Source organism: Leeuwenhoekiella palythoae, from assembly GCF_020310025.1.
GTDB classification, from domain to species: domain Bacteria; phylum Bacteroidota; class Bacteroidia; order Flavobacteriales; family Flavobacteriaceae; genus Leeuwenhoekiella; species Leeuwenhoekiella palythoae.
This window is the reverse complement of sequence record NZ_CP084318.1, coordinates 1,258,691-1,284,493: the sequence shown is the minus strand read 5'-3', so window position 1 is coordinate 1,284,493 and position 25,803 is coordinate 1,258,691. Positions and strand designations below refer to the sequence as shown.

General features: G+C 39.4%; 19 protein-coding genes and 1 tRNA gene. 15 read left to right on the top strand and 5 right to left on the bottom strand.

Annotated elements, in window-relative coordinates; genetic code table 11:
• Nucleotides 1-23: 23 nt before the first annotated feature.
• Both LDL79_RS05430 and LDL79_RS05425 read left to right on the top strand, forming a co-directional pair.
• On the top strand, nt 24-1,475 hold the full coding sequence (locus LDL79_RS05430) for an autotransporter outer membrane beta-barrel domain-containing protein (protein ID WP_225599455.1): 1,452 nt from the start codon (nt 24-26) through the stop codon (nt 1,473-1,475).
• Between the two features lie 73 nt (nt 1,476-1,548).
• Nucleotides 1,549-1,845, top strand: a complete 297-nt coding sequence (locus LDL79_RS05425; protein WP_167598158.1) for a thioredoxin family protein — start codon at nt 1,549-1,551, stop codon at nt 1,843-1,845.
• Here the strand turns inward: LDL79_RS05425 and LDL79_RS05420 are convergent.
• Together LDL79_RS05420 and LDL79_RS05415 are read right to left on the bottom strand one after the other, a co-directional pair.
• A complete protein-coding gene (locus LDL79_RS05420; RefSeq protein WP_225599454.1) occupies nt 1,842-2,492 on the bottom strand; it encodes a polysaccharide deacetylase family protein in 651 nt (216 codons plus the stop codon). The two genes, LDL79_RS05425 and LDL79_RS05420, sit on opposite strands and share 4 nt — an antisense overlap.
• A complete protein-coding gene (locus LDL79_RS05415) occupies nt 2,493-5,774 on the bottom strand; it encodes a protein O-mannosyl-transferase family (protein ID WP_225599932.1) in 3,282 nt (1,093 codons plus the stop codon).
• A gap of 264 nt (nt 5,775-6,038) precedes the next feature.
• On the opposite strand from LDL79_RS05415, the gene LDL79_RS05410 reads away from it, so the two are divergent.
• Nucleotides 6,039-6,111, top strand: a tRNA-Gln gene (locus LDL79_RS05410).
• 90 nt (nt 6,112-6,201) lie between these two features.
• Here LDL79_RS05410 and LDL79_RS05405 read toward each other — a convergent pair.
• Entirely contained in the window at nt 6,202-6,537 is a 336-nt protein-coding gene (locus tag LDL79_RS05405) for a hypothetical protein (protein WP_225599453.1), read from the bottom strand.
• Between the two features lie 82 nt (nt 6,538-6,619).
• The gene (locus LDL79_RS05400) at nt 6,620-7,453 is read right to left on the bottom strand and encodes a universal stress protein (RefSeq protein ID WP_225599452.1); all 834 of its coding nucleotides are present in this window, start codon (nt 7,451-7,453) and stop codon (nt 6,620-6,622) included.
• A gap of 169 nt (nt 7,454-7,622) precedes the next feature.
• Between LDL79_RS05400 and rimP the strand changes: the two genes are divergently transcribed.
• Genes rimP through infB form a run of 3 tightly spaced genes read left to right on the top strand, consistent with a single transcriptional unit; the run spans nt 7,623 to nt 12,146 of the window.
• A complete protein-coding gene (gene rimP / locus LDL79_RS05395) occupies nt 7,623-8,087 on the top strand; it encodes a ribosome assembly cofactor RimP (protein ID WP_225599451.1) in 465 nt (154 codons plus the stop codon).
• A gap of 9 nt (nt 8,088-8,096) precedes the next feature.
• Complete coding sequence (nusA, locus tag LDL79_RS05390) at nt 8,097-9,326, top strand: transcription termination factor NusA (RefSeq protein WP_072983093.1); 1,230 nt, start codon at nt 8,097-8,099, stop codon at nt 9,324-9,326.
• 54 nt (nt 9,327-9,380) lie between these two features.
• The gene (gene infB, locus LDL79_RS05385; protein WP_225599450.1) at nt 9,381-12,146 is read left to right on the top strand and encodes a translation initiation factor IF-2; all 2,766 of its coding nucleotides are present in this window, start codon (nt 9,381-9,383) and stop codon (nt 12,144-12,146) included.
• A gap of 62 nt (nt 12,147-12,208) precedes the next feature.
• Here the strand turns inward: infB and LDL79_RS05380 are convergent, their stop codons facing one another.
• Nucleotides 12,209-12,595: an SPOR domain-containing protein gene (locus LDL79_RS05380; RefSeq protein WP_225599449.1), complete on the bottom strand. Its 387-nt coding sequence runs from the start codon at nt 12,593-12,595 to the stop codon at nt 12,209-12,211.
• Nucleotides 12,596-12,814: 219 nt separating this feature from the next.
• Between LDL79_RS05380 and LDL79_RS05375 the strand changes: the two genes are divergently transcribed.
• The 9 genes from LDL79_RS05375 to ruvB all read left to right on the top strand — a co-directional run bounded on the left by LDL79_RS05375 (nt 12,815) and on the right by ruvB (nt 25,797).
• Nucleotides 12,815-14,155 carry a c-type cytochrome gene (locus LDL79_RS05375; RefSeq protein WP_225599448.1) on the top strand — a complete coding sequence of 447 codons (1,341 nt, stop codon included), beginning with the start codon at nt 12,815-12,817 and terminating at the stop codon, nt 14,153-14,155.
• A 57-nt stretch (nt 14,156-14,212) separates the two neighbouring features.
• Entirely contained in the window at nt 14,213-17,296 is a 3,084-nt protein-coding gene (locus tag LDL79_RS05370) for a TAT-variant-translocated molybdopterin oxidoreductase (RefSeq protein ID WP_225599447.1), read from the top strand.
• Between the two features lie 31 nt (nt 17,297-17,327).
• Nucleotides 17,328-19,118: an NrfD/PsrC family molybdoenzyme membrane anchor subunit gene (gene nrfD, locus LDL79_RS05365; protein WP_225599446.1), complete on the top strand. Its 1,791-nt coding sequence runs from the start codon at nt 17,328-17,330 to the stop codon at nt 19,116-19,118.
• Nucleotides 19,119-19,120: 2 nt separating this feature from the next.
• Complete coding sequence (locus LDL79_RS05360) at nt 19,121-19,660, top strand: DUF3341 domain-containing protein (RefSeq protein WP_072983103.1); 540 nt, start codon at nt 19,121-19,123, stop codon at nt 19,658-19,660.
• Between the two features lie 3 nt (nt 19,661-19,663).
• The gene (locus tag LDL79_RS05355) at nt 19,664-20,326 is read left to right on the top strand and encodes a c-type cytochrome (protein ID WP_225599445.1); all 663 of its coding nucleotides are present in this window, start codon (nt 19,664-19,666) and stop codon (nt 20,324-20,326) included.
• 23 nt (nt 20,327-20,349) lie between these two features.
• Complete coding sequence (locus LDL79_RS05350; RefSeq protein ID WP_225599444.1) at nt 20,350-21,708, top strand: quinol:cytochrome C oxidoreductase; 1,359 nt, start codon at nt 20,350-20,352, stop codon at nt 21,706-21,708.
• 26 nt (nt 21,709-21,734) lie between these two features.
• On the top strand, nt 21,735-22,805 hold the full coding sequence (locus tag LDL79_RS05345; protein ID WP_225599443.1) for a cytochrome c oxidase subunit II: 1,071 nt from the start codon (nt 21,735-21,737) through the stop codon (nt 22,803-22,805).
• A 25-nt stretch (nt 22,806-22,830) separates the two neighbouring features.
• On the top strand, nt 22,831-24,675 hold the full coding sequence (locus LDL79_RS05340) for a cytochrome c oxidase subunit I (protein WP_225599442.1): 1,845 nt from the start codon (nt 22,831-22,833) through the stop codon (nt 24,673-24,675).
• A 99-nt stretch (nt 24,676-24,774) separates the two neighbouring features.
• A complete protein-coding gene (gene ruvB / locus LDL79_RS05335; protein WP_225599441.1) occupies nt 24,775-25,797 on the top strand; it encodes a Holliday junction branch migration DNA helicase RuvB in 1,023 nt (340 codons plus the stop codon).
• The last annotated feature ends 6 nt before the right edge of the window (nt 25,798-25,803 follow it).

The following is a 25,803-nucleotide window of genomic DNA, read 5'->3' as shown; positions in this document are numbered from 1 at the left end:
TTCGGTTGAATAATTCTGTCTTTATGCTCGTTAAAAAATTACTTTTCTTTGTGGTACTTTTTGCAAGCTTGACATTAAATGCTCAGGTTGGGATTGGTACCACAAATCCAGACGCTTCTTCTCTTTTTGAAGTGCAATCTACCACAAAAGGATTGCTTACTCCTAGAATGACTACTGCACAACGCACAGCGATAAATAGTCCTGCTAATGGTTTACTCGTCTACGATACAGATGAATCTGCTTTTTATTATTATGAGGCGGCAGCTTGGTCCAGACTTAAAGGTGCGGAAAAACGAGATAATTATGTTTTGGTTAAGAGTCAAGCTGACTTACCTCCACCTTCAGGAAGTGTGATCACTTTAGATGAAAATACTTTTTATGAGATTAATGGGACTATTGCACTTACAGCTTCGATAAATTTGAATGGGGCATATATTTCAGGATTAGATGCTACTGAAGATGTTTTGAGTTACACAGGAGGAACTGTATTTAGTGGTTCTACAGGTGGTAGTATTCGTAATATTACTATTACCGGGGCTCGGGCGTTTAACATTAGCGCAAGCGTTTCAGAATCTTTGCTGGTGCAGAATACAATAGTTGCTAATACTACTACAAGCGTAGGTACTATCGCTAATTTAGGGCTGTTCTTTGGTAATATTGTTCAGTTTTTAAATAATGCTGATGGAGTCACATACACTAATATTGGTAATCTTTTATTGAATAACCAGGCTTGGCTGAGCTCAAATAGTGGTACCTATGAGAGGCTTTCCGGGACTTTTGGCCTTGTTCAAAAAGTAAGTGGTTTTAGTACGGTTAGTGGTTCTGCTAGAGCCTTTGATGTTAGTTCAAATCCAACCGTTGGTAATGGAGTGCTTTTAAGTACCGTTTTTTCGGGTACTTCTTCTAATCCTTATATTAATAGATATACTGCTGGATCGTACACCGGTTATAATTTCACAAATAATTGGACTGTAAACTGCCCTGGAATTCCTGTAGAGTCTGATAATGTTGCAACCGGAAATATTTATTTCAATGGTACCATAACAACAGGATTTCTACAAACGGTACCAAATCAAAATGCTCTAAACCTGCAAGGAAATTCAAATTCAAATAATACATCTGCGGTTAATCTTTTTAGGATGTCCTCTCCTCAGAACAATAGGTTAACTTATTTAGGAAATAAAACGCGGACATTTCAAGTAAACGCGGCTTTATCAGTTCGAGGTAATGATAATACAGGAAGCTTTTATGCATTCTTCATAAGGAAAAATGGAACTATTACTTTAACCGAAACAAACACTATTATGCGTGTGAATAATACTTCTGATGTGGTGAGTAATTCTATAATGGGGACTGTTGAATTAGCGCCAAACGATTATATTGAAATATGGGTTCAACGGTTAGTCACAGGAACTGGAAATGCATCTACAAACACTAACATTGTAGTTTTTTCATTAAATGTAAATATCAAATAGACTCAAAATTCTCATCGCTTTTCACATTATATGCTTTTAAACCTTATATTTAGGGATGTAAAGTGCATTTCTTATGTCAAAGTTTGGAGCCCTTATCGATTTAGAAATCCCGGTGTTGATCGATTTTTTTTCTGCAAAAGATCAAGCCTCTGTAGCGATGAATCCTGTGTTGCGTGAAGTGGCGGCTGCCCTTGGCGACCAAATTAAGGTCATTAAAATAGACATTGAGAAAAATCAAGACCTCGCCGAAGCGCTGCGCATAAAAGGTTTACCTACCTTAGTGATCTACAAATCAGGCGAGATGAAATGGCGCCAAAGTGGTGCGCAAACTACAAACGCACTTACGTCTGTACTTCAAAAATTCATTTAAAGAGGTTTAAACGTATAGCCGGCTTTGGTGAAATGTTGTAACACCATTGGTAAGGCAATTTTCATATTCTTCTCGGCTTTTAAGCTGTCGTGAAAGACTACAATACTTCCGGGTTGAGCGTTGTTAATAATGTAATCTGCACATGTTTTTCCATTGAGTTTTTGATCCCAATCATAGGCAATGGCGTCATACATTATAATATGGTAACCGCGCTTTTTTAACGCTTTTGCTTGGCTGCGTTTAATCTTTCCGTAAGGTGGTCTGAAGAGTTTTTGGGGTGTTGCAAACCTTGAGATGATCTCTTCGGTTTTAAAAGCGTTTGCTAGGTAAGTTTCGGTATTTGTTTTCCAGCCCTTAAGGTGATTATAGGTGTGGTTGCCTATACTGTGCGAACTGCTAACCAGCTGCTGAAAGATTTCTGGATTTTTTGAAATGTTGTCTCCGATGCAGAAAAATGTTGCTTCGGCATTATAAGCTTTTAAAAGCTCTAAAACCCACGGGGTAACCTCAGGAATTGGTCCGTCATCAAAGGTGAGATAAAGTGTTTTTTCGGTTGCTGAAGTTGCATATTTATCCCAAACATACCCAGAGTAAAGACGCTTAAGTAACTTAGGTGTCTTTACAGGTAGGTCAAATTTTAACTTCATCTATTCTAAAGTGTCTGCCGGAATTTCAATTGAGCTATCCTGCGTTGGCTCGGTAGGTACCACAGTTTCTGGTTCGGTTTCATCTTCGCCATAAAACTGATTGAATTTACGCAGGTACGAATTGAATTCGCGAGCTTTCTCAGGAATAATCTCTTGATCTTGATTGATGATCAATAGGTCAACCAGACTTCGGTAGCGTTCTATATCTGTAATGATGTCCTGAGCATAATTGTATTGCTGCTCAAGATTTAGGCTGCTCCAGTAATCAAGCTTTTCTTGATATTTTTTAGCTACTTTTTCCCAGAGTTCGCGTGCCTTTTCTTGCTCGCCTACTTGATAATAACCGCTGATGTAGGGCTCTAAAAGCGTGTAATATTCAAAAATATCAACAGGCATTTTTTCCATAGCTAGATCTAGGATATTCTTAGCCTTATCAAATTTCTCTTCTTGGATCAGTTTTTCGGTTAAACGGGCCAAATTGCCACGATAAGTGATCCCGTTACGACGCGTTTCGGTATCGTGATAAATATCTGGATCACCACTATTGCCCCAATACCAATTGGTAGCAATATCGTAGAATTTATCAGAATCAATGCGTCCCATGTCGTAAGGAGCCTGAGGATCTATTGGTGTTTTAATAGGAACAAGCTTATAGCAAACACCATCAAGCTGCAGATAATCTTTCATCCATAAATAATCATCATCACCAAAACTTCCGCCGGTAAAATAAATAGGACGTTCCCAATTGTTATTTGCAATAACATCCAGCATTAGAAGGCGGTTTTTATAAATTACAGACTCTTTAATGTTAACCACAATTTCAGAAACTACTTCATCAGCGTCTTTTTGAGCCACAGTGCCATTCGCAAGCACGGTTTGCTTATCTACCGGAATGCTCACGTGTTGCGTAGGGAAGGAGTGCACCATAGTGCCACTTTGTAATTCTTCCATCGTACGTGGATCATCGCTTGCGATCCAGTTCATCCAAGTTTTGATATCTAAAGTGTCATCAGGACGTAATTCATTATAAAAAATAGCATCACGATTACCGGCAACGTATTTGTCATGCGTAAGCTGAGAAGGTATAGGATCGCTCTCGTAAGCCTTGCGTTTCATATCGTCAATATACCACGCGGTTTGAAACAAACTGGTATTTACGATGCGCACATCTCTACGATAGCCTTCGATCTCTTGTGCGTACCATAATGCAAACGTATCGTTATCACCAATGGTGAATAGAATAGCGTTTTCATCACAACTGTCAAGATACATTTTAGCCATCGCTAAGGCAGTCTTTCTGCCAGAACGGTCGTGATCATCCCAGTTTTGTGCTGCTAAAATTACCGGAGCGGCAAGTAGACAGACAACTGTAACTAAGGGTAGCACGACTTTAGCGCTAATTTTTTCTTTAAGTAAGTCATAAAGGGCGTATACACCAAAACCGATCCACATTGCAAAAACGTAGAAGGATCCAACTAAAGCATAATCACGCTCACGGGGTTCAAAAGCACGCTCATTCAAATAAATCTTTAAAGCGATACCTGTAAATAGGAAAAGTACTAAAAGCACCCAGAAGCTTTTTTTGTCTCGACTTGCTTGAAAGACCAGCCCAAGTAATCCTAGAATTAAGGGTAAAAAGAAATAGGTATTGCGCGCTTTATTTTTTAAAGCATCACTAGGTAGATTGTCTTGCGGGCCTAATCTTGCTTCATCAATAAATGAAATCCCACTGAGCCAATTGCCGTGGATGTTGTCGTATTTACCTTGAATATCGTCTTGACGCCCGGTGAAATTCCACATAAAATAGCGCCAATACATATAGCCAAATTGAAAATCAAACATGTAGGCAAGATTGTCTGTAAATGACGGCGGATTAACATCAATATATTGTCTCAGACGCATTAGGGTAGACTGAAAGCCTTCGTTATCCATACGGCCTTGAGCATAGTCAGATTTGAACTGTGCTACGGCTTGTTGCAACTCTTGATTGTCTGCATACTCTGGTTTTACCTGAAATTCTAAAGGACCGGTAAATTGCATATAGTTTGCAATATGGTCTGTACTCCACATACGCGGAAGAAACACTTTATGACGGTCTTCTGAGTTTTGAACAGAATTCTTCCATTCGTTAACGATCACATACTTGCCGCTTTCTTCGTCTTTCTCGTAATTGGGTTTTCCGTCCACGTATGGATTTTGAGCGTCGAGTCCGCCAAAAATTTCAGTGAACTGTGGTCCGTAAAATAAATGCGTTTCAGGATACTGTTCTCTGTTGTAATACGCAAGAAGTTCTCGTGCGTTGTTAGGGTTGTTCTCGTTAATAGTAGTCCCGGCGTTAGCGCGAATAGGAAGCATCAACCAACTTGAAAATCCAATAAAAATGAATAAGATCGAAAGCGCAAGTGTGTTGAGTTGGTAATATGATTTTTTTCGGGTGTAGCTTAAAATGTAATAGAAGATTGCGATAAACACTAAGCCTGCGATAATCGTTCCGCTATTGAACGGTAAGCCAAAGGTGTTTACGAAAAATACTTCGGCGTAGCCAAAGAAACTCAATGTGTATGGCAGTAAAAATTTAAAAATGAACATCAATACCGCAACTACAATGATGTTTGCGACGATGAAGTTTTTGACCGTTATGGTTTTGTAATTTTTAAAGAAATACAAAAACCCAATTGCCGGAATGGTGAGTAGCGCCATAAAATGCACTCCAAAAGACAGTCCGATAATGAAACAAATAAGCATGAGCCATCTGTTTCCTCGAGGTTTAAACATGTCACGTTCCCAAAGCAGTGCTACGTAAAATAAAGACGAAAGCATAAACATGGCCATCGCATACACTTCGGCTTCCACAGCATTAAACCAAAAACTATCAGTAAATGCAAAAGCGGTTGAGCCGATAAACGAAGCAGCCAGAACTGCTATTTGGTCTGAAGATGTCAATTCAATTTTGTTGCGTTTAAGTAATTTGCGCAACAGCAAAGACAGTGACCAGCACATAAAAAGAATAGTAAATGCTGAAGCCAGGCAGGACATAAAATTTACACAGAGTGCCACATAGCTACTGTCTGGAGCAAAAATTGAGAAAAAGGCGCCTAGCATTTGATATAATGGTGCTCCCGGCGGGTGACCAATTTCTAACTTAGAAGAGGTTGAGATATATTCTCCCGCGTCCCAGAAACTCGCGGTAGGTTCTACCGTAAGGCTGTAGGTTATTAATGCAATGGCAAATGCGAGCCATCCTACTATTTTGTTATACTTCGGGAAGTTGAAGTTTGTCATGGTCATAAGGCAAAATTAGCAAGCAGCGAATTTAAGAATTAATACGGTAATCCATTCGGTTTTGATCGCAATGGAATAAAAGAAACTCGCATAGCTAAATTCTTAAATAAATTGCGATAGTTGCTTAGGAGTAACGTAGTTGAACCTAAAAATATTCTTTGGTTTAAATTTTTCCTCAAAAAATATTTGGTGAACAAAAAGTTTGTATTAAATTTGCAGCCGCATTCGCAAGTCAGGTGAATGTTTTCTTTTTAAGAAAGGTACTGGCCTATGGTGTAACTGGCAACACGTCTGGTTTTGGTCCAGAAGAGTCTAGGTTCGAGCCCTAGTAGGCCAACTGCAATAAAAAACCCGCAAATTTTAGCGGGTTTTTTTGTTTATTAGTGGTGCTACTGTGTGAGTGTCTCTAAATTGCGACTTTTTCTATTTAAGCAATAGTATTAGTAATAAAATAACGCATCATATTGGTGTAAAATGCTTTGCTTCCAGAATCATTTTTGATGCAATTCTGAAGAAATGTCGAAAAGCGTGCTTTAGGAATCTCAAGATTTATTTCCGCGGAACGCGCATCAGAAAGAAGCGGGCTCATAGTAATGTGAACCTCGCGCTCGGTTTGTCTAATTACAACATCTGAAGCTTTAAAGAATTTCTTCAAGATCGCTTTTTGTAATTGTTCTGCGCGCGCTGAATGTTGCGCAGGTTGGCATTCTTCATCTATTAGGCGATAAAGTGCGTGAATTGATGTTTGACTTTCGGTTTGCATAGCATTTGAATTTTAGTCCCAAGCTACCTTTTTGAACGCGATAAAATTTCTAAAAAATTGTTATTTAGAGATTTATTAACCTTTAGATCTTAAAAGTCAAGACCGGTCTTTTGGCGTGATTAACCAAACCTTCGCTCAAGGAGCCGTTAAAGAAATGTGCGAGTCCTTTTCGGCCGTGTGTGCCAATGGCGATAAGGTCTGCTTTTTGACTTTTGGCGTAATTCATAATGCCACGTTCAACCTTGAGATCATTAAAAATTTCAAAGTGCGGAGTTTCGATCTGTAGTTTTTGAACAAACTCCTTAAACAAAGCCTGAATTTTTTCAGTGATCTCAAATCGGTCAGGAGTATTCACATAAACCATTTTAAATTCAGCTTTTTGCGTTTGCGCAAATTCTAATGCCTGTGCCACAGGTTTTAAATTGTCATTCTCAAGATCTGTCGCAAAAATCAGACGGTTGATTTTGAAGTTGACGTGTCTTTTTTTGATGACAAAAACCGGTATTTTAGAGTGTCTAACAATTTTCTCAGTGTTAGAGCCTATGAAGAGTTCTTCAAAACCACTTGAGCCATGAGATCCCATGATTATGATATCGATTTCGTGTTCTTCGGCATAGTCTAAAATCCCGCTTTGAATACTGTTGAACTTCACGTGTTCAAAAAGTTCAATGTCGCTGGCGTATTTTTCAGCACGCAGCTTTTCAAAATTCTGTTGTGCCAGCTTCATAAAGAAAAGCGCTTCGGGCAGCTGTGCGTTGTGATTACCGTCAATAACATCAATTAACGAGTAAGGTAATTCAACCATATGAATTAGGTGTAGCTGCGCGTCATACTGTTTTGCGAGTTGGCAAGCGACTTCAAATGCGTAGGTTGCCTGTTCAGAAAAATCTGTAGGCAGTAGTAATTTTTTGATCATAATGTACTGACTTTAAAAGTTATATAGATTTTAATGGGCTGTATTAAAGTTAAGCATTTAATAGTGAGCTTGTTCTATTTTATATCTTGATAAATATTATTATATTTGCAGTGTTGAATTAAGAAAATTAATCGAGGGGACACATTGAGTCCCCTCTTTTTATAGGAACATGTTGAAGGAAAAAGTTACAGCCCTTTTACAAGAGGCGTTTGAGGAGTATGAGAATCTCTTTCTTATAGATTTAAAAATTAAAGGCAACAACGAGATTGTAGTTGTGATAGATGGTGATCAGGGAGTAACGGTGCAAGACTGTATCAATGTAAGCCGTAAAGTAGAGCATAATTTAGATAGGGAAGAAGAGGATTTTTCTTTAGAAGTTATGTCTGCAGGAGCTACCGAGCCTTTGATTAATACAAGGCAGTATAAAAAGAATGAAGGTCGTGATCTTGAAGTAGTGCTTCAAGATGGTTCAAAAATAACAGGTAATCTTATTCAAGTGCATGATGAGGGTATTGTGTTGTTCTGGAAAGAGCGCGTGCCTAAAGAGGTGGGTAAAGGTAAGATGACCGTAGAGAAGGAAGAGGTGATAGCCTTTGATGCTATCAAGCAAGCAAAAGTTAAGATTAAATTTTAAGTACACAGCATGGAAAATATTGCGTTAATCGAATCATTTTCTGAGTTTAAAGATGATAAGCTCATAGATAGAGTAATGCTTATGGCAATACTCGAAGAAGTTTTTAGAAGTACGTTAAAAAAACGTTTTGGAAGCGATGATAATTTTGATATCATTATAAATCCAGATAAAGGAGATTTAGAGATTTGGCGTAACCGTGTTGTTGTAGCTGACGGTGAAGTAGAAGATGAGAATTCAGAAATAAGTTTAACAGAAGCACGTAGAATTGAGCCTGACTTTGAGGTGGGTGAAGATGTTTCTGAAGAAGTAAAGCTTATAGACTTGGGGCGTAGATCTATTCTTGCTTTGCGTCAAAATCTTATCAGTAAAATTCACGAGCACGATAATACTAATATCTATAAGCAATTTAAAGATCTTGAAGGAGAGCTTTATAATGCTGAGGTGCATCACATAAGACACAGAGCGATTATATTGCTTGATGATGAAGGTAATGAGATCATATTGCCAAAAGACAAGCAGATACCTTCAGATTTCTTCCGTAAAGGAGAAAATGTTAGAGGGGTTATCGAGAGTGTTGAGTTAAAAGGAAATAAGCCGGCGATCATTATGTCGCGTACTTCTCCACTTTTCCTTGAAAAGTTGTTTGAGTCAGAGATTCCTGAAGTGTTTGACGGATTAATCACAGTTAAAAAAGTAGTGCGTATTCCTGGAGAGAAGGCAAAAGTTGCTGTTGATTCTTATGATGACCGTATTGATCCGGTTGGAGCCTGTGTAGGTATGAAAGGATCTCGTATTCACGGCATAGTTCGTGAGTTAGGTAATGAGAATATTGATGTAATCAATTTTACAAATAACCTGCAATTATATATTACCAGAGCGCTAAGTCCTGCAAAGATTACTTCGATCAAGATCGATGATGAGAATAAATCAGCAGAAGTGATGCTTAAACCAGAAGAGGTTTCTAAAGCAATTGGTCGTGGAGGTCACAATATTAGATTGGCGGGCCAACTTACAGGTTATGAGATTGATGTGTACAGAGAAGGAGTTGAAGAAGATGTTGAGCTTACAGAATTCTCTGATGAGATTGAAGATTGGATCATTGCCGAATTTTCAAAAATAGGTTTAGATACCGCAAAAAGTATTTTAGAACAAGACGTAGAAGACCTGGTTAGAAGAACAGACCTTGAAGAAGAAACCATTGCAGATGTAATGAGAATTCTTCGTGAAGAGTTTGAATAAATTTAGGACTGTACAGGTTTTTTAGGTTAATTTTATAGCGAATTAAAGCATTTTATGGCAGAAGTAAAGAACATGAGGTTAAATAAAGTATTGCGTGAACTTAATATTTCACTTGATCGTGCTGTTGATTTCCTTAAGGAAAAAGGGCACGAGATAGAGGCGCGCCCTACTACAAAAATCTCTGCCGAAATCTACGAGGTATTATCTGATCAATTTCAGACAGACGCGAGTAAAAAAGTTGCGTCTAAAGAAGTAGCGCAAGAGAAGCAGAAAGAAAAAGAAGCTATCAGACAAGCGCGCGAGGAGGAGATCGAAGAGAAACGCCAGGAACAAGATTCAGATAAGGAGGTGATTCGTGCAAAATCGAACCTTCAAGGGCCTAAGCAAGTTGGTAAAATTGATTTAGATAAATCAGGAAAGCCAAAAGCTGCAGCTCCAGAAAAGCCTAAAGAAGAGCCTAAACCAGTTCAAAAAGAAGAGCCGGTTGTTGAGCAAAAAGTAGAAGCGCCTAAGGTAGAAGAGAAGAAAGTGGAGGCTGAAAAGCCTAAAGAGGAAGAAAAGCCAAAGGTAGAATTGAAGCCTGTTGAGAAAGAGGTGGTTAAGCCTAAAGCTGAAGCGCCTAAAAAAGCCGAGACGAAGACGGAAGAGCCTAAGCTTGGAGATGATGTCTTAAAGACAGATTATAAGAAATTAGACGGGCCAAACTTTACAGGTCAAAAAATTGACCTTTCTCAGTTTAAAAAACCGGAGAAAAAGAAGAAGCCTGCTGCCAATAAGGATGATAAAAAACGTAAGCGTAAGCGTATAAGTAAAGCTACGGGTGCGAATCCTAATAGTGGTGGTAATAACAACAATAGAGGTCGTAATCAAAGAGGTGGTGGACGCCGTAATGCGCCTGTTGTAAAAGAAGAGCCTTCAGAAGAAGAAGTGCAAAAGCAGGTTAGAGAAACCTTAGAAAAACTTCAAGGTAAATCTAACAAAGGTAAGGGTGCTAAATATCGTAGAGATAAGAGAGATCAGCACCGTCAGAAATCTGAAAGCGAACAAGCGCAGCAGGAAGCAGAAAATAAGGTGTTGAAAGTAACCGAGTTTGTTACGGTTAGCGAAGTAGCTACTATGATGGATGTTTCGGTGACTCAGATTATTTCAGCGTGTATGTCATTGGGAATGATGGTGACGATGAACCAGCGTCTGGATGCAGAAACCTTATCTATTGTTGCTGACGAATTTGGTTACGAGGTAGATTTCGTAAATGCAGATATTGAAGAGTCAGTTGCTGTTGAGGTAGATGCTGAAGAAGATCTTAAACCTCGTGCTCCAATTGTTACAGTAATGGGTCACGTTGACCACGGTAAGACTTCGCTTCTTGATTATATACGTGAGGAAAATGTAATCGCAGGAGAAAGCGGTGGAATCACGCAGCACATTGGTGCATATGGAGTAACCCTAAAAGACGGTCAAAAAATAGCCTTCTTAGATACACCGGGGCACGAAGCCTTTACGGCGATGCGTGCGCGTGGTGCTCAGGTTACTGATATTGCGATTATCGTAATTGCTGCTGATGATGATGTGATGCCGCAAACTAAAGAAGCGATTTCTCACGCACAAGCTGCTGGAGTGCCTATTGTTTTTGCGATCAATAAGGTGGATAAGCCAACAGCAAATCCTGATAAAATTAAAGAACAGCTGGCAAATATGAATTTGCTTGTTGAGGATTGGGGTGGAAAAATTCAATCTCATGATATTTCGGCTAAAACCGGGGTTGGTGTAGCTGAGCTACTGGAGAAAGTTTTATTAGAAGCTGAAATTCTAGAGCTGAAAGCGAATCCTGATAAACGTGCTAACGGTACCGTTGTGGAAGCGTTCCTTGATAAAGGTCGAGGTTATGTTTCAACAGTATTGGTTGAAGGGGGTACGCTTAAAATTGGAGATTACGTTCTTGCCGGTACTAACAGTGGTAAGGTAAAAGCGATGCACGATGAGCGTGGTAAAGAGATCAAGGAAGCAGGGCCTTCTACACCGGTTTCTATTTTAGGTCTTGATGGAGCGCCTCAAGCGGGTGATAAGTTTAATGTGATGGAAGATGAGCGTGAAGCTAAAGACATCGCAAATAAACGTACGCAGTTGCAGCGTGAGCAGTCGGTAAGAACTCAGAAACATATTACACTTGACGAGATCGGAAGACGTATTGCCTTAGGAGACTTTAAGGAGCTTAACATTATTCTTAAAGGTGATGTGGATGGTTCTGTTGAAGCGCTTACAGATAGCTTCGGTAAATTGTCTACGGAAGAGATTGTTGTAAATATCATTCATAAAGGAGTTGGTGCAATTACTGAAAGTGATGTATTGTTAGCTTCGGCTTCAGATGCGATCATTATCGGATTTAACGTTAGACCTGCCGGAAATGCTCGTCAGGTAGCTGATAAGGAAGAGATCGATATCAGAACATACTCCATCATTTACGACGCGATCAACGATCTGAAAGATGCGATGGAAGGAATGCTTTCTCCTGTAATGAAGGAAGAGGTTACCGGTAATGCTGAGATCAGAGAGACCTTTAAGATTTCTAAGATTGGTACCATTGCGGGTTGTATGGTTACTTCCGGTAAAATCTATCGTAACTCTGGCGTGCGTTTAATACGCGACGGAGTTGTGGTTTACACTGGAGAGCTAGCTTCGTTAAAACGCTTTAAAGACGATGTTAAGGAAGTGAGTAAAGGTTACGATTGTGGTATGCAGATTAAGAACTACAATGATATCAAAGAAGGTGATATTGTTGAAGCATATCAGGAGGTCGCTGTTAAGAAGAAACTGAAATAAAATCAATTAAGTATAAAAAAACCGCTGAATATCAGCGGTTTTTTTATGTGGTAGTATTTCGTTCAGCGTTCTGGTTTCATTACAAACGCGCTTGGAAATTTTTCTTTGATTTTAAGTAGGGCGCGATCTGCGTCTAAACGATCCCTAAAATTTCCAACCCAGACTTTATAATTTGGGCTTTCATAAACGATCTTAGGTTCCCATTCGCTAAAGCTTGAGTTGTAATCTTTCTGTACTTTATTGGCTTCTGTGATTTGGCCGTAAAATAATTGAATTTTATAACGATCTGCCAATTCGTTATTCACGGTCATTTCTGACTTCAACTTTAAAAGTTCGGGTAACTTATTATCTTGAATGACATTACTCTTAGCGGTTTGCGCGTAGGTAGCAGTGCTGAAAATGCCGCTAAAAATTAGATATAATATCGGTTTTTTGAGGTTTCTTTTCATAAGAAAAATTGTTTAAGCAAATGTAAAAGTAATAACTCAAAACTTGTGATAATTATTATTTAGAACAGGTATAAATTACCTTTTAACGCTTTAGTAACACTTCAAAAATCCACTTCTAAGTCTTACTTTTGCCATCAAATTTGTCGGCACTATATTTAGTTAGTTGATGCTTAAATATCTAGAATTAGTGCCGCATTACTATGACAATTCTATCATACTATGAAACAGGGTAACTACCTTAATTCAGCTTCTCGATTTTCTATAATCACTTTAGCATTATTGCTTTCTTTTTCTTCGTTTGTGTTTGCTCAGGATGCTGAGCCTGCTGAAGGGGCTGCGCAGTCTGAAACTACTCCTGCTGTGCAAGGGGGTGATGCTGCTGCAGGTAAAGCATTGTTCAATGCAAATTGTGCTGCGTGTCATAAGTTGTACAGTCGTGCTACAGGTCCGGCTTTGTATAATGTTACTGAGCGTCGCGATAGAGAGTGGTTGTATCAGTGGATTAAAAATAACCGTGCGTTGATCGATTCTGGGGATCCAGAGGCGATTGCGATTTACGAAGAGTACAATCAAACAGCGATGAATCTTTTTCCGCAATTAAGCAATGCGGATATTGATGATATTTTAGCATATACAGATACTCCAAAGCCAGAGCCTAAAGCTCCGGCTGCTGCGGCAGGTGCTACTGGTCAAGGTGGGGGTGGTGTTTCGAGCACTGTGATCTTAGCTATTCTTGCTGTTGTGCTTGTGATGCTTGTTGCTGTTTTATTCTTAGTAAATAATACGCTTAGAAAATTTGCAGTTGCTCAAGGTGTTGCTTTGCCGGTTAAAGAGGCGCGTAAGCCAATTTGGAAATCATTTGTAGAAAATCAATTCTTGGTTCTTGTTTCTGTAATTGTGTTGCTTTTAGGTGGAGCGTATTTTGCATACGGATGGATGATGCAGGTGGGTGTTGATCAAGGGTATCAGCCAATTCAGCCTATACATTACTCACATAGAATTCACGCTGGTGATAACCAGATCGAATGTAAATACTGTCACTCTTCAGCACGTACGAGTAAAACTTCAGGGATTCCTTCTTTGAATGTGTGTATGAACTGTCATAAAAGTATTAGTGAAGTTGCTGATGCGACTTCAGAATTCAGTTCAGTTACTGAAGATTATTCGAAAGAATTTTACGATAAAGAAATTCAGAAGTTATATAAAGCGACTGGATGGGATCCTGCGACTCAATCGTATACTGGGGAGACTCAGGCTGTAGAGTGGGTGCGCATTCATAACTTGCCAGACTTCGCCTATTTTAATCACTCACAGCACGTTTCAGTGGCAGGAGTGCAATGTCAGACTTGTCACGGTCCTGTTGAAGAGATGGAGATTATGTATCAAAACGCTCCGTTAACTATGGGCTGGTGTATTAACTGTCACCGTGAGACTAATGTGAAGATGGATGGAAATCCGTATTACGAAAAAATTCACGAAGAGCTTTCTAAGAAGTATGGTGTTGAGCAGTTGACTGCGGCACAAATGGGAGGTCTTGAGTGTGGTAAATGCCATTATTAATAAGTTAAGATTGCGTGTAGTCTAACTCGCGTTTCAAAATAAATAACAATAGATTTTATGTCATCAAACAAGAAATACTGGAAAAGTGTTGAGGAGCTAAATGAGAATAGCTCTATTGTTGAGGCGCTTAAACAGAATGAATTTGCGCAAGAAATTCCTATGGATGAGTTTCTTGGAGACAAAGATTCGTTAGATGCTTCGTCAACTACGCGTCGTGATTTCTTAAAGTATGTAGGTTTTTCTACTGCAGCAGCTACACTTGCAGCATGTGAAGGGCCTGTAAACAAGTCCATTCCTTACGTAGTTGCTCCAGAGCGTATTACGGCAGGAAAGGCAGACTACTACGCTACAACAATGGCAGATGGTTTTGACTTTGCTAGTGTTTTGGTTAAAACGCGCGAAGGAAGACCTATTAAAATTGAAAATAACAAACTGGCTGCTTCTTTAGGAGGTAATAATGCAAGGGTTCATGCTTCTGTATTGTCGATGTATGATACTAAGCGCTTGCAAGGTCCAAAGATTGACGGAGCAGATGCTTCTTGGTCTGAGTTGGATAGTCAGTTAGGTGATAAATTAAAGAATTTAGGAGGTAAAAGTATTGTATTGTTAACACAAACTTTTGCGTCCCCTTCAACTTCAAAGTTGATTTCAGAGTTTAGTGCAGCGTATCCTAATGTAAAACATGTGACTTACGATGCGATAGGAGAGCAGGCGGCCCTAGATGCTTTTGAAAGCAAATACGGTGAGCGTGCATTGGCGGACTATGATTTCTCTGAAGCTGAAGTTATAATTTCAGTAGGTGCTGATATTTTAGGTGATTGGCAAGGTGGTGGCTTCGGTCCAACTTATGCTAAGAGCCGTGTTCCTAAAAATGGAAAAATGTCACGTCACGTTCAGTTTGAGGCGAATATGACTTTATCTGGTGCAAATGCTGATAAGCGTGTGCCAATGACTCCTGCTCAGCAGAAAAAAGCGGTTGCCGCTATTCAATCAATTGTTTCTGGTGGAAGTGCTAATACAGGATTGCCGGCAGAACTAGATGAAGCTGTTAAGAGTGCAGCAGCTCAATTACGTAAAGCCGGAAGTAAAGGGGTGTTTGTAACTGGTGTTCAGGATGCAAATGCACAGATGGTGGCATTGTCTATCAACGAGACTTTAGGAAGTGCAATTATTGATGTTCAGGCTCCAAAAATGACCCGTCAGGGTAATGCTGAAGAAGTGCAGCAATTGGTTGCTGATATGAATTCTGGTGCTGTCGGTGCGCTTCTTGTAGCGGGTGTGAATCCTGCTTACAGTTTGCCTAATGCTGATGAGTTTGTTGCTGGACTAGAGAATGTTGATGTGAAAGTTTCTTTCAATATGAAAGAAGATGAGACTGGACTTCTTTGTAATTATTTGGCTCCGGCTCCTCACTATCTAGAGTCTTGGGGTGATGTTGAAATTAAGAAAGGTCAAATTTGCCTAACGCAGCCAACCATTCGTCCTTTGTTCAATACAAGACAATTTCAAGATTCGCTATTGGCTTGGACAGGTCAAGAAGTTACGTATTATGAGTATCTAAAAAATAACTGGAGTAATGCTTCTACGAGCTGGAATCAGGCATTGCATGATGGTTTTGTAGCGGGTTCTATTCCTGTTGCTGAAGAGATTGCAGAAATGTCAAGCGCAACTGCGAATGGTGCAATTACACTTTCAAGCGCTGTTGCTGCTCTTGCTCAAGAGGAAGCTTCAACTTCTGGTTATGAGTTGACGCTTTATTCAAGTACTGGTATTGGTAACGGTGAGCAGGCTAACAACCCTTGGTTGCAAGAATTCCCTGATCCTATCACAAGAACTTCGTGGGATAACTATCTTACTATGTCTAAAGCAGATGCAGATAAGTTGGGAATTGAAAACGAAATTACTTCTAAAGGAGCTTTAAATGGTAATTACGTAAACATCACCCTTGATGGTAGAACTATTGAGAATGTACCTGTTTATGTGCAGCCGGGTCAAGCGCCAGGATCAGTTGGTTTAGCTTTAGGTTATGGAAAGAAAGCTGCTGTTCAAGAAGAAATGCAGGTAGGTGTTAATGCTTACCCATTATATAAAGACTTTAGCGCTACACAGTCTGTTCAGATTGAAAAAGTAAGCGGAGTTCACGAATTTGCTTGTGTTCAAATGCAGAATACAATGGCAGGGCGTGCGGATGATATTATACGCGAGACTACTTTAGAAATTTTTAATACTAAAGATGTTCACGCTTGGAATCCTGTAGGAGAGGTTGATTATAACCACTCTGAAATTTCGGTAAGAGATAAGAATGCAGATATCTGGGAATCTTTTGATGATACCATGGGTCCTCATTTTAATCTTTCGATTGATCTTAATGCGTGTACCGGTTGTGGTGCGTGTGTTATCGCTTGTCACTCAGAAAACAATGTTCCTGTAGTAGGTAAGCAAGAGGTGAGAAACTTTAGAGATATGCACTGGTTGCGTATTGACCGTTACTATTCATCTGCAGATACATTTGAGGAAGAAACTAAGACTCTTGAGGAACTTCCTGCTTTTGATAGCTATTCAGTAGTAGAGAAGCAGTCTTATGACAATCCTGAAGTTGCATTTCAGCCTGTGATGTGTCAGCACTGTAATCACGCTCCTTGTGAGACTGTATGTCCTGTAGCTGCGATTGGTCACGGTAGACAAGGTCAAAACCAGATGACTTATAACCGTTGTGTAGGTACTCGTTACTGTGCTAACAACTGTCCGTACAAAGTGCGTCGTTTCAACTGGTTCTTATATGCAGAAAACGATGAGTTTGATTACAACATGAACAATGATCTTGGTCGTATGGTGCTTAATCCTGACGTTACAGTACGTTCTCGTGGGGTTATGGAGAAATGTTCTTTCTGTATTCAGATGACACAAAAAACAATTCTAGATGCGAAACGTGAAGGTAGAGCAGTAGAGGATGGTGAGTTTGCAACCGCTTGTAGTAATGCCTGTGATAACGGCGCTATCAAGTTTGGTGATGTGAATATGCCAGATTCTGAGATCGTAGAATTGAAAAATGATAAACGTAAGTATTATTTACTTGAAGATATTGGTGTGAAGCCTAATGTATTCTATCAGGTAAAAGTTAAGAATACTGCAGAAGCTTAATTTAGTATAAAATAAATATCAATATATTAATATGTCGTCACATTACGAAGCACCCATAAGAGAGCCTTTGATTCTTGGAGAGAAATCTTATCACGACATCAGTGTAGATGTAGGTGCTCCTATTCTTGGTAAAGCCAATAAGTCTTGGTGGATTTGTTTTTCTATCGCGCTTATTGCGTTCTTGTGGGGTCTTGGCTGTATTGTATATACAGTGTCTACAGGTATTGGAGTTTGGGGTCTTAACAAAACCATTGGTTGGGCTTGGGATATTACAAACTTTGTATGGTGGGTAGGTATTGGTCATGCTGGTACTCTTATTTCTGCTGTATTATTACTTTTCCGTCAAAAATGGCGTATGGCGATTAACCGTTCTGCAGAGGCGATGACAATTTTCGCGGTTGTGCAGGCAGGTTTGTTCCCGATCATCCACATGGGGCGTCCATGGTTGGCATATTGGGTTGTGCCTATTCCAAACCAATTTGGATCATTATGGGTTAACTTCAACTCACCACTGCTTTGGGACGTATTTGCAATTTCTACCTATTTATCGGTTTCATTAGTATTCTGGTGGACGGGTCTTTTACCTGACTTTGCGATGATTCGTGACCGTACTAAGAGTCCGTTTCAGCAAAAAATATACGGTATCTTAAGTTTTGGATGGAGTGGCCGTGCAAAAGACTGGCAGCGTTTTGAAGAGGTGTCTCTTGTTCTTGCAGGTCTTGCAACTCCTCTGGTACTTTCGGTACACACGATTGTATCTTTTGACTTTGCTACTTCGGTTGTGCCGGGATGGCACAGTACGATTTTCCCTCCTTATTTCGTAGCGGGAGCGATTTTCTCTGGATTTGCTATGGTGCAAACGCTTCTTTTGGTAATGCGAAAAGTGGTTAACCTTGAAAACTATATTACCATTGTTCATATTGAATTTATGAATAAGGTAATCTTGCTTACCGGTGGTATCGTAACAGTAGCTTATTTAACTGAATATTTCATCGGATGGTACTCTGGGGTGCCTTACGAAAACTATACGTACTTATCATTTGGTGCTGCTACAGGACCATATTGGTGGGCATTCTGGGCGCTAATTATTTGTAACCTTATCGTGCCGCTTACGCTTTGGGTTAAGAAATGGAGAAGAAACATTCTTTGGACATTTATCGTAGCTCTTGTGATTAATATTGGTATGTGGTTTGAGCGTTTTGACATTATTGTGATCTGTTTGAGTAAAGACCGTTTGGCTTCTACTTGGACGATGTTCTCACCTACTTTTGTTGATATAGGAGTGTTTGTAGGTACAATTGGATTCTTCTTCGTGTTGTTCTTATTGTATGCTCGTACATTCCCGGTTATTGCACAAGCAGAGGTTAAGAGTATTCTTAAATCTTCAGGAGAGCGATACAAGCGCATTAGAGAGTCAGGCGAAGATTTAGCTGGTACAGCTACAGATGAGCGTACCTCTAACTATGCGACTCGACCAGAGAGTTTAGCCGCTGTTACAAATGCTGAAAGTACTTATCACCAATCTACTGTAAATGCAGATGCATTAGTTGATACTGAAACTAAGAAAGCAGAGATTGATTTGATGCTTGCTAAAATAGGAACCTATGATCCGGCAACACAATCAGCTGATGACCTGAAAAAGATCAGTGGTGTTGGTCCGGTATTGGAGCAAAAGCTACATCAGTTAGGTATTTATACCTATGATCAGGTGAGTAAAATGACTAAAACAGAATATGACCTTTTAGACGAAATTATCGATGCGTTTCCTGGTAGAGCAGAGCGCGATGATTGGGCAGGTCAGGCACAAAATCTTAAACAATAATTATGGCATCAGGAAACGTTTTACACGTGCTTTACAATGATGATGATATCCTTATGAAGGCAGTAAAAGCACTGCGTTCTAAACATTATCGAATTATTGAGGTATATACGCCATTTCCGGTTCACGGCTTGGATAAGGCTATGGGATTACCTTATACTCGTATCGCTATATGTTCATTTATCTATGGACTAATTGGATTGAGTGTGGCGACCCTTATGATGAATTTCATAATGATTGAAGATTGGCCAAGAAATATTGGTGGTAAACCAAGTTTTTCTTACCTGCAGAACATGCCTGCTTTTGTGCCAATTATGTTTGAATTAACGGTATTCTTTGCGGCCCACCTTATGGTTATTACTTTTTATATGAGAAGTAAGATCTGGCCTTTCAAAAAAGCTGAGAATCCAGACGTTCGTACAACTGATGATCACTTTTTGATCGAAGTTGATGCAGCAAACCACGATCTTGATGAACTTTCTAAGTTTCTTTATGATACAGGAGCTACAGAGATAAGTCTAATTCATAACGAAGAACACGCGTAACAGATGAAAAATAATATTCAAATATTAGGTTCATTGGTAATGATGTTGGTTTTTATGGCCTCTTGTCAGGATAAAGATCATCCCAACTATCAATATATGCCTAACATGTATGAAGATGTAGGTTATGAAACCTATGGTAATTATGAGGTTTTTCCTAACGGAATGGAAGCTATGCAACCTGCAGAAGGAACAGTTTCGCGTGGTTGGATGCCTTATGGCTACGAGAATAGCACAGAAGGTTATGAAGCAGCTAAAGCAAGTTTAAAAAACCCTGTACCCTATACCGAAGATAACCTCAATGAAGGTAAAGCGTTATATACTATTTATTGTGCAATTTGTCATGGCGATAAAGGGGACGGTAAAGGTACATTAGCGAAGCGCGAGAAAATATTAGGTGTTCCGGCATACAATGATCAGGGCCGTGCCATTACTGAAGGAAGTGTTTATCACGTTACTTATTATGGTCTAAACACAATGGGATCTTATGCATCTCAAACAACCGAGCGCGAACTGTGGTTAATTAACCATTATGTGCTTGACCTTAAAGATGCCCTTGACGGAAAACCTAAAAGAACATTTATAGACGAGGCTTCTTCTGAAGATGTTGCAAGTGTTGAGGAAACCGCAGGAGAGGAAGAAACTACTGAAGCGCAAACTGAAGAATAATAAAGGCAGGATATTTCAAAATTATGTACACGTTATCAAGTAAATTAAGACTTTTTGCCATAATTAGTATGGTTCTTGGACTTGTAGGTGTGGTCTACGGATTTTTATCTGTACCCGCTACAGTTGAAGAAGCAAGTGAAGTGCTTGCCGCTCACGAAGGGCATCATGGTGAAGAAGCTAGTCACGAAGAAGCAAATTTTGTTGACGAGGCGCGTCAGGAACATGGATATTCTGAGAAAGCCATGGCACATGATAAAGATATGGGCCACGAGGCACACGGTGAAGGAGAGCATATGGAGCACGTATTGCACCAGATGCAAACAAAGCCTTGGTCTGCTGTATTTGTCGCTGCTTTCTTCTTTATGATGATTGCATTAGGAACATTGGTTTTTTATGCAATTCAAAATGCAGCTCAAGCAGGATGGTCGCCAGTGCTGTTTAGAGTGATGGAAGGGATTACAAACTATCTTCTGCCTGGATCTGTGATTGTTTTATTGATCGTAATTTTTGCAGGTGAGCATTTCTTCCCTTGGCAAAATCACGAATTAGTAGCAGAAGATACCATTCTTCAAGAGAAATCAGTATACTTAAACTTTCCATTCTGGTTGATTAGAGGTATCATCTATGTTATTGGTTGGAATTTATACAGACATTTTGCTAGAAAGAACTCTCTTGCAATGGATGATGCTGAAGGAGATAGACCTTACAAGAACTTATTTAAGTATTCGGTGTATTTCTTAGCTTTCTTTATTGTTACGGAATCTACAATGGCTTGGGACTGGTTTATGTCAATGACACCACACTGGTACAGTACGCTTTTTGCTTGGTATATTTTTGCAAGTATGATTGTCTCAGCTGTAACTGTTATTGCAATTGTTACCGTATCACTTAAAGCGATTGGTAAGCTAGATTTTGTAAATGATAGTCACTTACATGACTTGGCTAAGTTTATGTTTGGTTTCAGTGTATTCTGGACATACTTATGGTTTGGTCAATTTATGTTGATCTGGTATGCAAACATTCCAGAAGAGGTGACCTATTTTATCTTAAGAATACAAGAGTATAATCCTATTTTCTTCGGAATGATTATTATCAACTTTGTATTCCCAATTGTAATATTGATGAATAGTGATTTCAAACGCGTTTCTTGGTTCGTAGTAATTGCTGGTGTTTTCATTTTGGTAGGACACTATATAGATATTTTCCTATTGGTTATGCCATCTACGGTTGGGCCGCATTGGTCTTTCGGAATCACAGAATTCGCTGCGTTACTATTCTTCTTAGGCCTGTTTATTTTAATGGTAGGTTTAGGATTAGCTAAAGTATCGTTGAGACCTAAGAATAATCCATTCTTAGTAGAAAGCGAGCATTTTCACTATTAATATCAACGAACAGAAAAAACACAACAATGACCGTTTTTTTAGTACTTATTGTAATCATTCTTTTTGCTGTAGCAATATGGCAAATGAGTAAAATATATGCGCTTTCTAAAGGGAGTTCTGCTGAAGATACCCAAGATGTCGCAAATGGAAAGGATAACCGTATCAATGCCAAGTTGATGGTGATGTTTATGGTGTTTCTTTACTTCTTAATGTTCTATTGTTTCTGGCATTATTCTAAATTCTATTTGCCTGAAGCTTCTTCCGCTCACGGTGGTAAGTACGATAACTTGATGTTTATCTCTATCGCCCTTATTATGGTGGTGCAGGTAATCACGCAATTTCTATTACACTTTTTTGCTTATAAGTATAAAGGTGAAAAAGGAAAGCGAGCTTTATACTATGCAGATAATGATAAATTAGAATTCATATGGACCATTATTCCGGTGATTGTGTTGGCTGGTTTAATAATCTACGGATTATTTACGTGGTCAGATATTATGAATTTTGAGGAAGATGAAGATGCTCTTGTAGTTGAATTATATGCACAACGCTTTAACTGGAAAGCGCGTTATGCGGGTGAAGACAACATTTTAGGAGATGCCAATGTCCGTTTTATCGAAGGTGTGAATCAATTAGGTATAGATCCTAGTGATGCTGATGGTAAAGATGATGTGGTGACTCAAGAACTGCACTTACCTGTAGGTCGTCAGGTAATTTTTAAATTAAGATCACAAGACGTATTGCATTCAGCGTATATGCCACACTTTAGAGCGCAGATGAACGTTGTTCCAGGTATGATCACTCAGTTTTCATTCACTCCTACGGTGACTACCGAAGAGATCAGAGAGACTGAGTATATGCAGGATAAAATGCGTACTATTCAAGAGATACGTAAAGAAAAAAGTAAAGAATTAGTTGCTGCCGGAGAGCCTGCACTTGACTCTTATGATGAATTTGACTATTATTTACTTTGTAATAAGATTTGTGGAGCTAGCCACTATAATATGCAGATGAAGATTATAGTTGAATCTCAAGAAGATTATGAAGCTTGGTTAGAAACCCAGAAAACTTTTGAAGCGAGCATAGCTCAGCAGTAAAATTGATTTTTAAAAGAAACTAGATATGTCAGCAAACGCAACAGCTTTTGAACATGCTCACGATGATCACGCACATCACGACGATCATGCGCACCACGATCATCACCAGACTTTTATAAGTAAATATATTTTTAGTACCGATCATAAAATGATCTCAAAGCAGTATTTGATTACTGGTTTGTTTATGGGGATCATCGGTATAGCAATGTCTATTCTTTTTAGAATTCAGCTTGCTTGGCCAGAGGAAAGTTTTACCATTTTTGAAATTTTCCTTGGGAAATGGGCTCCAGAAGGAGTTATGGATTCTAGTATCTACCTTTCATTAGTTACTATTCACGGTACTATAATGGTATTCTTTGTACTTACCGCTGGGTTAAGTGGTACGTTCAGTAACCTTTTAATACCATTGCAAATTGGGGCGCGAGATATGGCTTCCGGTTTCTTAAATATGGTTTCTTATTGGTTATTCTTTTTGTCTGCTGTTATCATGTGCTCGTCTTTGTTTGTTGAGGCTGGGCCTGCTGCTGCAGGTTGGACGATTTATCCTCCATTGAGTGCCTTGCCTGAGTCTATATCTGCTGCAGGTACGGGTATGACCTTATGGCTAGTTTCAATGGCAGTTTTCATTGCTTCATCTTTGTTAGGTTCTTTAAATTACGTAGTTACTGTAATTAATATGAGAACTAAAGGGATGTCAATGACCAGACTTCCACTTACGATCTGGGCATTTTTTGTGACCGCTATCATTGGTATTATATCTTTCCCGGTTTTATTATCGGCTGCGCTATTATTAATAATGGATAGAAGTTTTGGTACTTCTTTCTTCTTATCCGATATCTATATTGGTGGGGAAGTATTGCATAACTCAGGAGGTTCTCCCGTATTGTTTGAACACTTATTCTGGTTCTTAGGTCACCCTGAAGTTTATATTGTATTACTTCCTGCATTGGGAATTTCATCAGAAGTTATCGCTACAAATGCACGTAAACCTATATTTGGTTATCGCGCGATGATCGCTTCGATTCTTGCGATTGCTTTCTTATCTACAATCGTTTGGGGTCACCATATGTTTGTATCTGGTATGAATCCATTCTTAGGTTCTGTATTTACCTTTACGACCCTATTGATCGCGATTCCTTCCGCAGTAAAAGCCTTTAACTATATTACTACGTTGTGGAAGGGTAATTTGCAGATGAACCCTGCTATGTTGTTCTCCATTGGTTTGGTGTCTACTTTTATAACCGGTGGTTTAACAGGTATTATTCTTGGAGATTCTACACTTGATATCAATGTTCACGATACGTATTTTGTTGTGGCTCACTTCCACTTGGTAATGGGTATTTCTGCACTGTACGGTCTTTTTGCCGGAGTGTATCACTGGTTCCCTAAAATGTTTGAAGGGCGTATGCTGAACAAGAATTTAGGTTACGTACACTTTTGGGTAACAGCTATAGGTTCTTACGCTGTATTCTTCCCGATGCATTTCATTGGGATGGCAGGTTTACCAAGACGTTACTATTCAAACACGGCATTCCCGTACTTTGACGATCTTGCTAACGTAAACGTAATGATTACTATTGCAGCAATCGTAACGGCGTCGGTTCAGCTAGTGTTCTTATATAACTTCTTCTCTTCTATTTTCTATGGAAAGAAAGGTCCTAAGAACCCTTGGAAATCTAACACGCTAGAGTGGACTACAGAGTTGAAGCACATTCACGGAAACTGGGAAGGTGAGATTCCATCTGTTTACCGTTGGTCTTATGATTATAGTAAGTTGAACGAAGATGAGACTGATTATGTAATTCCTGGTCAGGATTTCGTTCCTCAGAATGTACCCCTTCAGCCAAATGAAGAAGAAATGAATCACTAAATGATTCTTGTTAAATAATGAAAAGCCCGCAATTTGCGGGCTTTTTTTATTAGAGGAGCGTGAAGTAATCTGTGCACTCCTATTTAGTATCTTTACCTTATGAATGAGCATTTAGATCCCACCGGAGAAGGGTTTTCTCACGAAGAATACGATATTGAGCGTGCGCTGAGACCGCTTAGTTTTGATGACTTTACGGGTCAAGAACAGGTTATTGAAAATCTTGAAGTGTTTGTGCAGGCTGCTAATGGTAGAGGAGAAGCACTAGATCATACCTTATTTCACGGGCCTCCGGGATTAGGAAAAACCACTTTGGCTAATATTCTTGCCAATGAATTGGGGGTGAATATTAAAGTTACTTCCGGGCCGGTTTTAGATAAGCCGGGCGATTTAGCCGGATTATTGACCAACCTTGAAGAACGCGATGTTTTATTTATAGATGAAATACACCGCTTAAGTCCGATTGTTGAAGAGTATTTGTATTCTGCTATGGAAGACTTCAAGATCGATATTATGATCGAAAGCGGACCCAATGCGCGTACGGTTCAAATCACTTTAAACCCATTTACGCTCATTGGTGCAACCACACGTTCCGGGTTGTTGACAGCTCCTATGCGAGCGCGTTTTGGGATCTCTTCAAGACTACAATATTACAACACCGAATTACTGACTACCATCGTTCAGCGTAGTGCCGAAATTTTAAGAGTACCCATTGATATGGAAGCTGCAATTGAGATTGCAGGTAGAAGTAGGGGTACACCGCGTATAGCAAATGCTTTACTGAGAAGGGTTCGGGATTTTGCCCAAATAAAAGGAAACGGAACTATAGATATCCAGATCGCCCGTTTTGGCTTAAAGGCACTCAACGTAGATGCGCACGGTTTGGATGAAATGGATAATAAAATCCTAGCTACCATCATTGATAAATTTAAAGGTGGGCCGGTTGGGATCACTACCCTTGCAACCGCAGTTTCTGAAAGCGCAGAAACTATTGAAGAGGTGTATGAACCTTTTTTAATTCAGCAAGGTTTTATTGTGAGAACACCACGCGGTAGAGAAGTTACTGAAGCGGCCTATACGCATTTGAATAGGGTTAAAGGTCCTATTCAAGGAGGATTGTTTTAATACCGG

Bases quoted from the DNA above. Each gene is read 5' to 3' on its own strand.
- LDL79_RS05430 (WP_225599455.1), top strand. From the start codon at position 24: ATGCTCGTTAAAAAATTACTTTTCTTTGTGGTACTTTTTGCAAGCTTG.
- nusA (WP_072983093.1), top strand. From the start codon at position 8,097: ATGGAAAATATTGCGTTAATCGAATCATTTTCTGAGTTTAAAGATGAT.
- ruvB (WP_225599441.1), top strand. From the start codon at position 24,775: ATGAATGAGCATTTAGATCCCACCGGAGAAGGGTTTTCTCACGAAGAA.
- rimP (WP_225599451.1), top strand. From the start codon at position 7,623: ATGTTGAAGGAAAAAGTTACAGCCCTTTTACAAGAGGCGTTTGAGGAG.
- LDL79_RS05375 (WP_225599448.1), top strand. From the start codon at position 12,815: ATGAAACAGGGTAACTACCTTAATTCAGCTTCTCGATTTTCTATAATC.
- LDL79_RS05370 (WP_225599447.1), top strand. From the start codon at position 14,213: ATGTCATCAAACAAGAAATACTGGAAAAGTGTTGAGGAGCTAAATGAG.
- LDL79_RS05420 (WP_225599454.1), bottom strand. From the start codon at position 2,492: ATGAAGTTAAAATTTGACCTACCTGTAAAGACACCTAAGTTACTTAAG.
- LDL79_RS05355 (WP_225599445.1), top strand. From the start codon at position 19,664: ATGAAAAATAATATTCAAATATTAGGTTCATTGGTAATGATGTTGGTT.
- nrfD (WP_225599446.1), top strand. From the start codon at position 17,328: ATGTCGTCACATTACGAAGCACCCATAAGAGAGCCTTTGATTCTTGGA.
- LDL79_RS05360 (WP_072983103.1), top strand. From the start codon at position 19,121: ATGGCATCAGGAAACGTTTTACACGTGCTTTACAATGATGATGATATC.
- LDL79_RS05415 (WP_225599932.1), bottom strand. From the start codon at position 5,774: ATGACAAACTTCAACTTCCCGAAGTATAACAAAATAGTAGGATGGCTC.
- LDL79_RS05340 (WP_225599442.1), top strand. From the start codon at position 22,831: ATGTCAGCAAACGCAACAGCTTTTGAACATGCTCACGATGATCACGCA.
- LDL79_RS05425 (WP_167598158.1), top strand. From the start codon at position 1,549: ATGTCAAAGTTTGGAGCCCTTATCGATTTAGAAATCCCGGTGTTGATC.
- LDL79_RS05405 (WP_225599453.1), bottom strand. From the start codon at position 6,537: ATGCAAACCGAAAGTCAAACATCAATTCACGCACTTTATCGCCTAATA.
- LDL79_RS05345 (WP_225599443.1), top strand. From the start codon at position 21,735: ATGACCGTTTTTTTAGTACTTATTGTAATCATTCTTTTTGCTGTAGCA.
- LDL79_RS05350 (WP_225599444.1), top strand. From the start codon at position 20,350: ATGTACACGTTATCAAGTAAATTAAGACTTTTTGCCATAATTAGTATG.
- LDL79_RS05380 (WP_225599449.1), bottom strand. From the start codon at position 12,595: ATGAAAAGAAACCTCAAAAAACCGATATTATATCTAATTTTTAGCGGC.
- infB (WP_225599450.1), top strand. From the start codon at position 9,381: ATGGCAGAAGTAAAGAACATGAGGTTAAATAAAGTATTGCGTGAACTT.
- LDL79_RS05400 (WP_225599452.1), bottom strand. From the start codon at position 7,453: ATGATCAAAAAATTACTACTGCCTACAGATTTTTCTGAACAGGCAACC.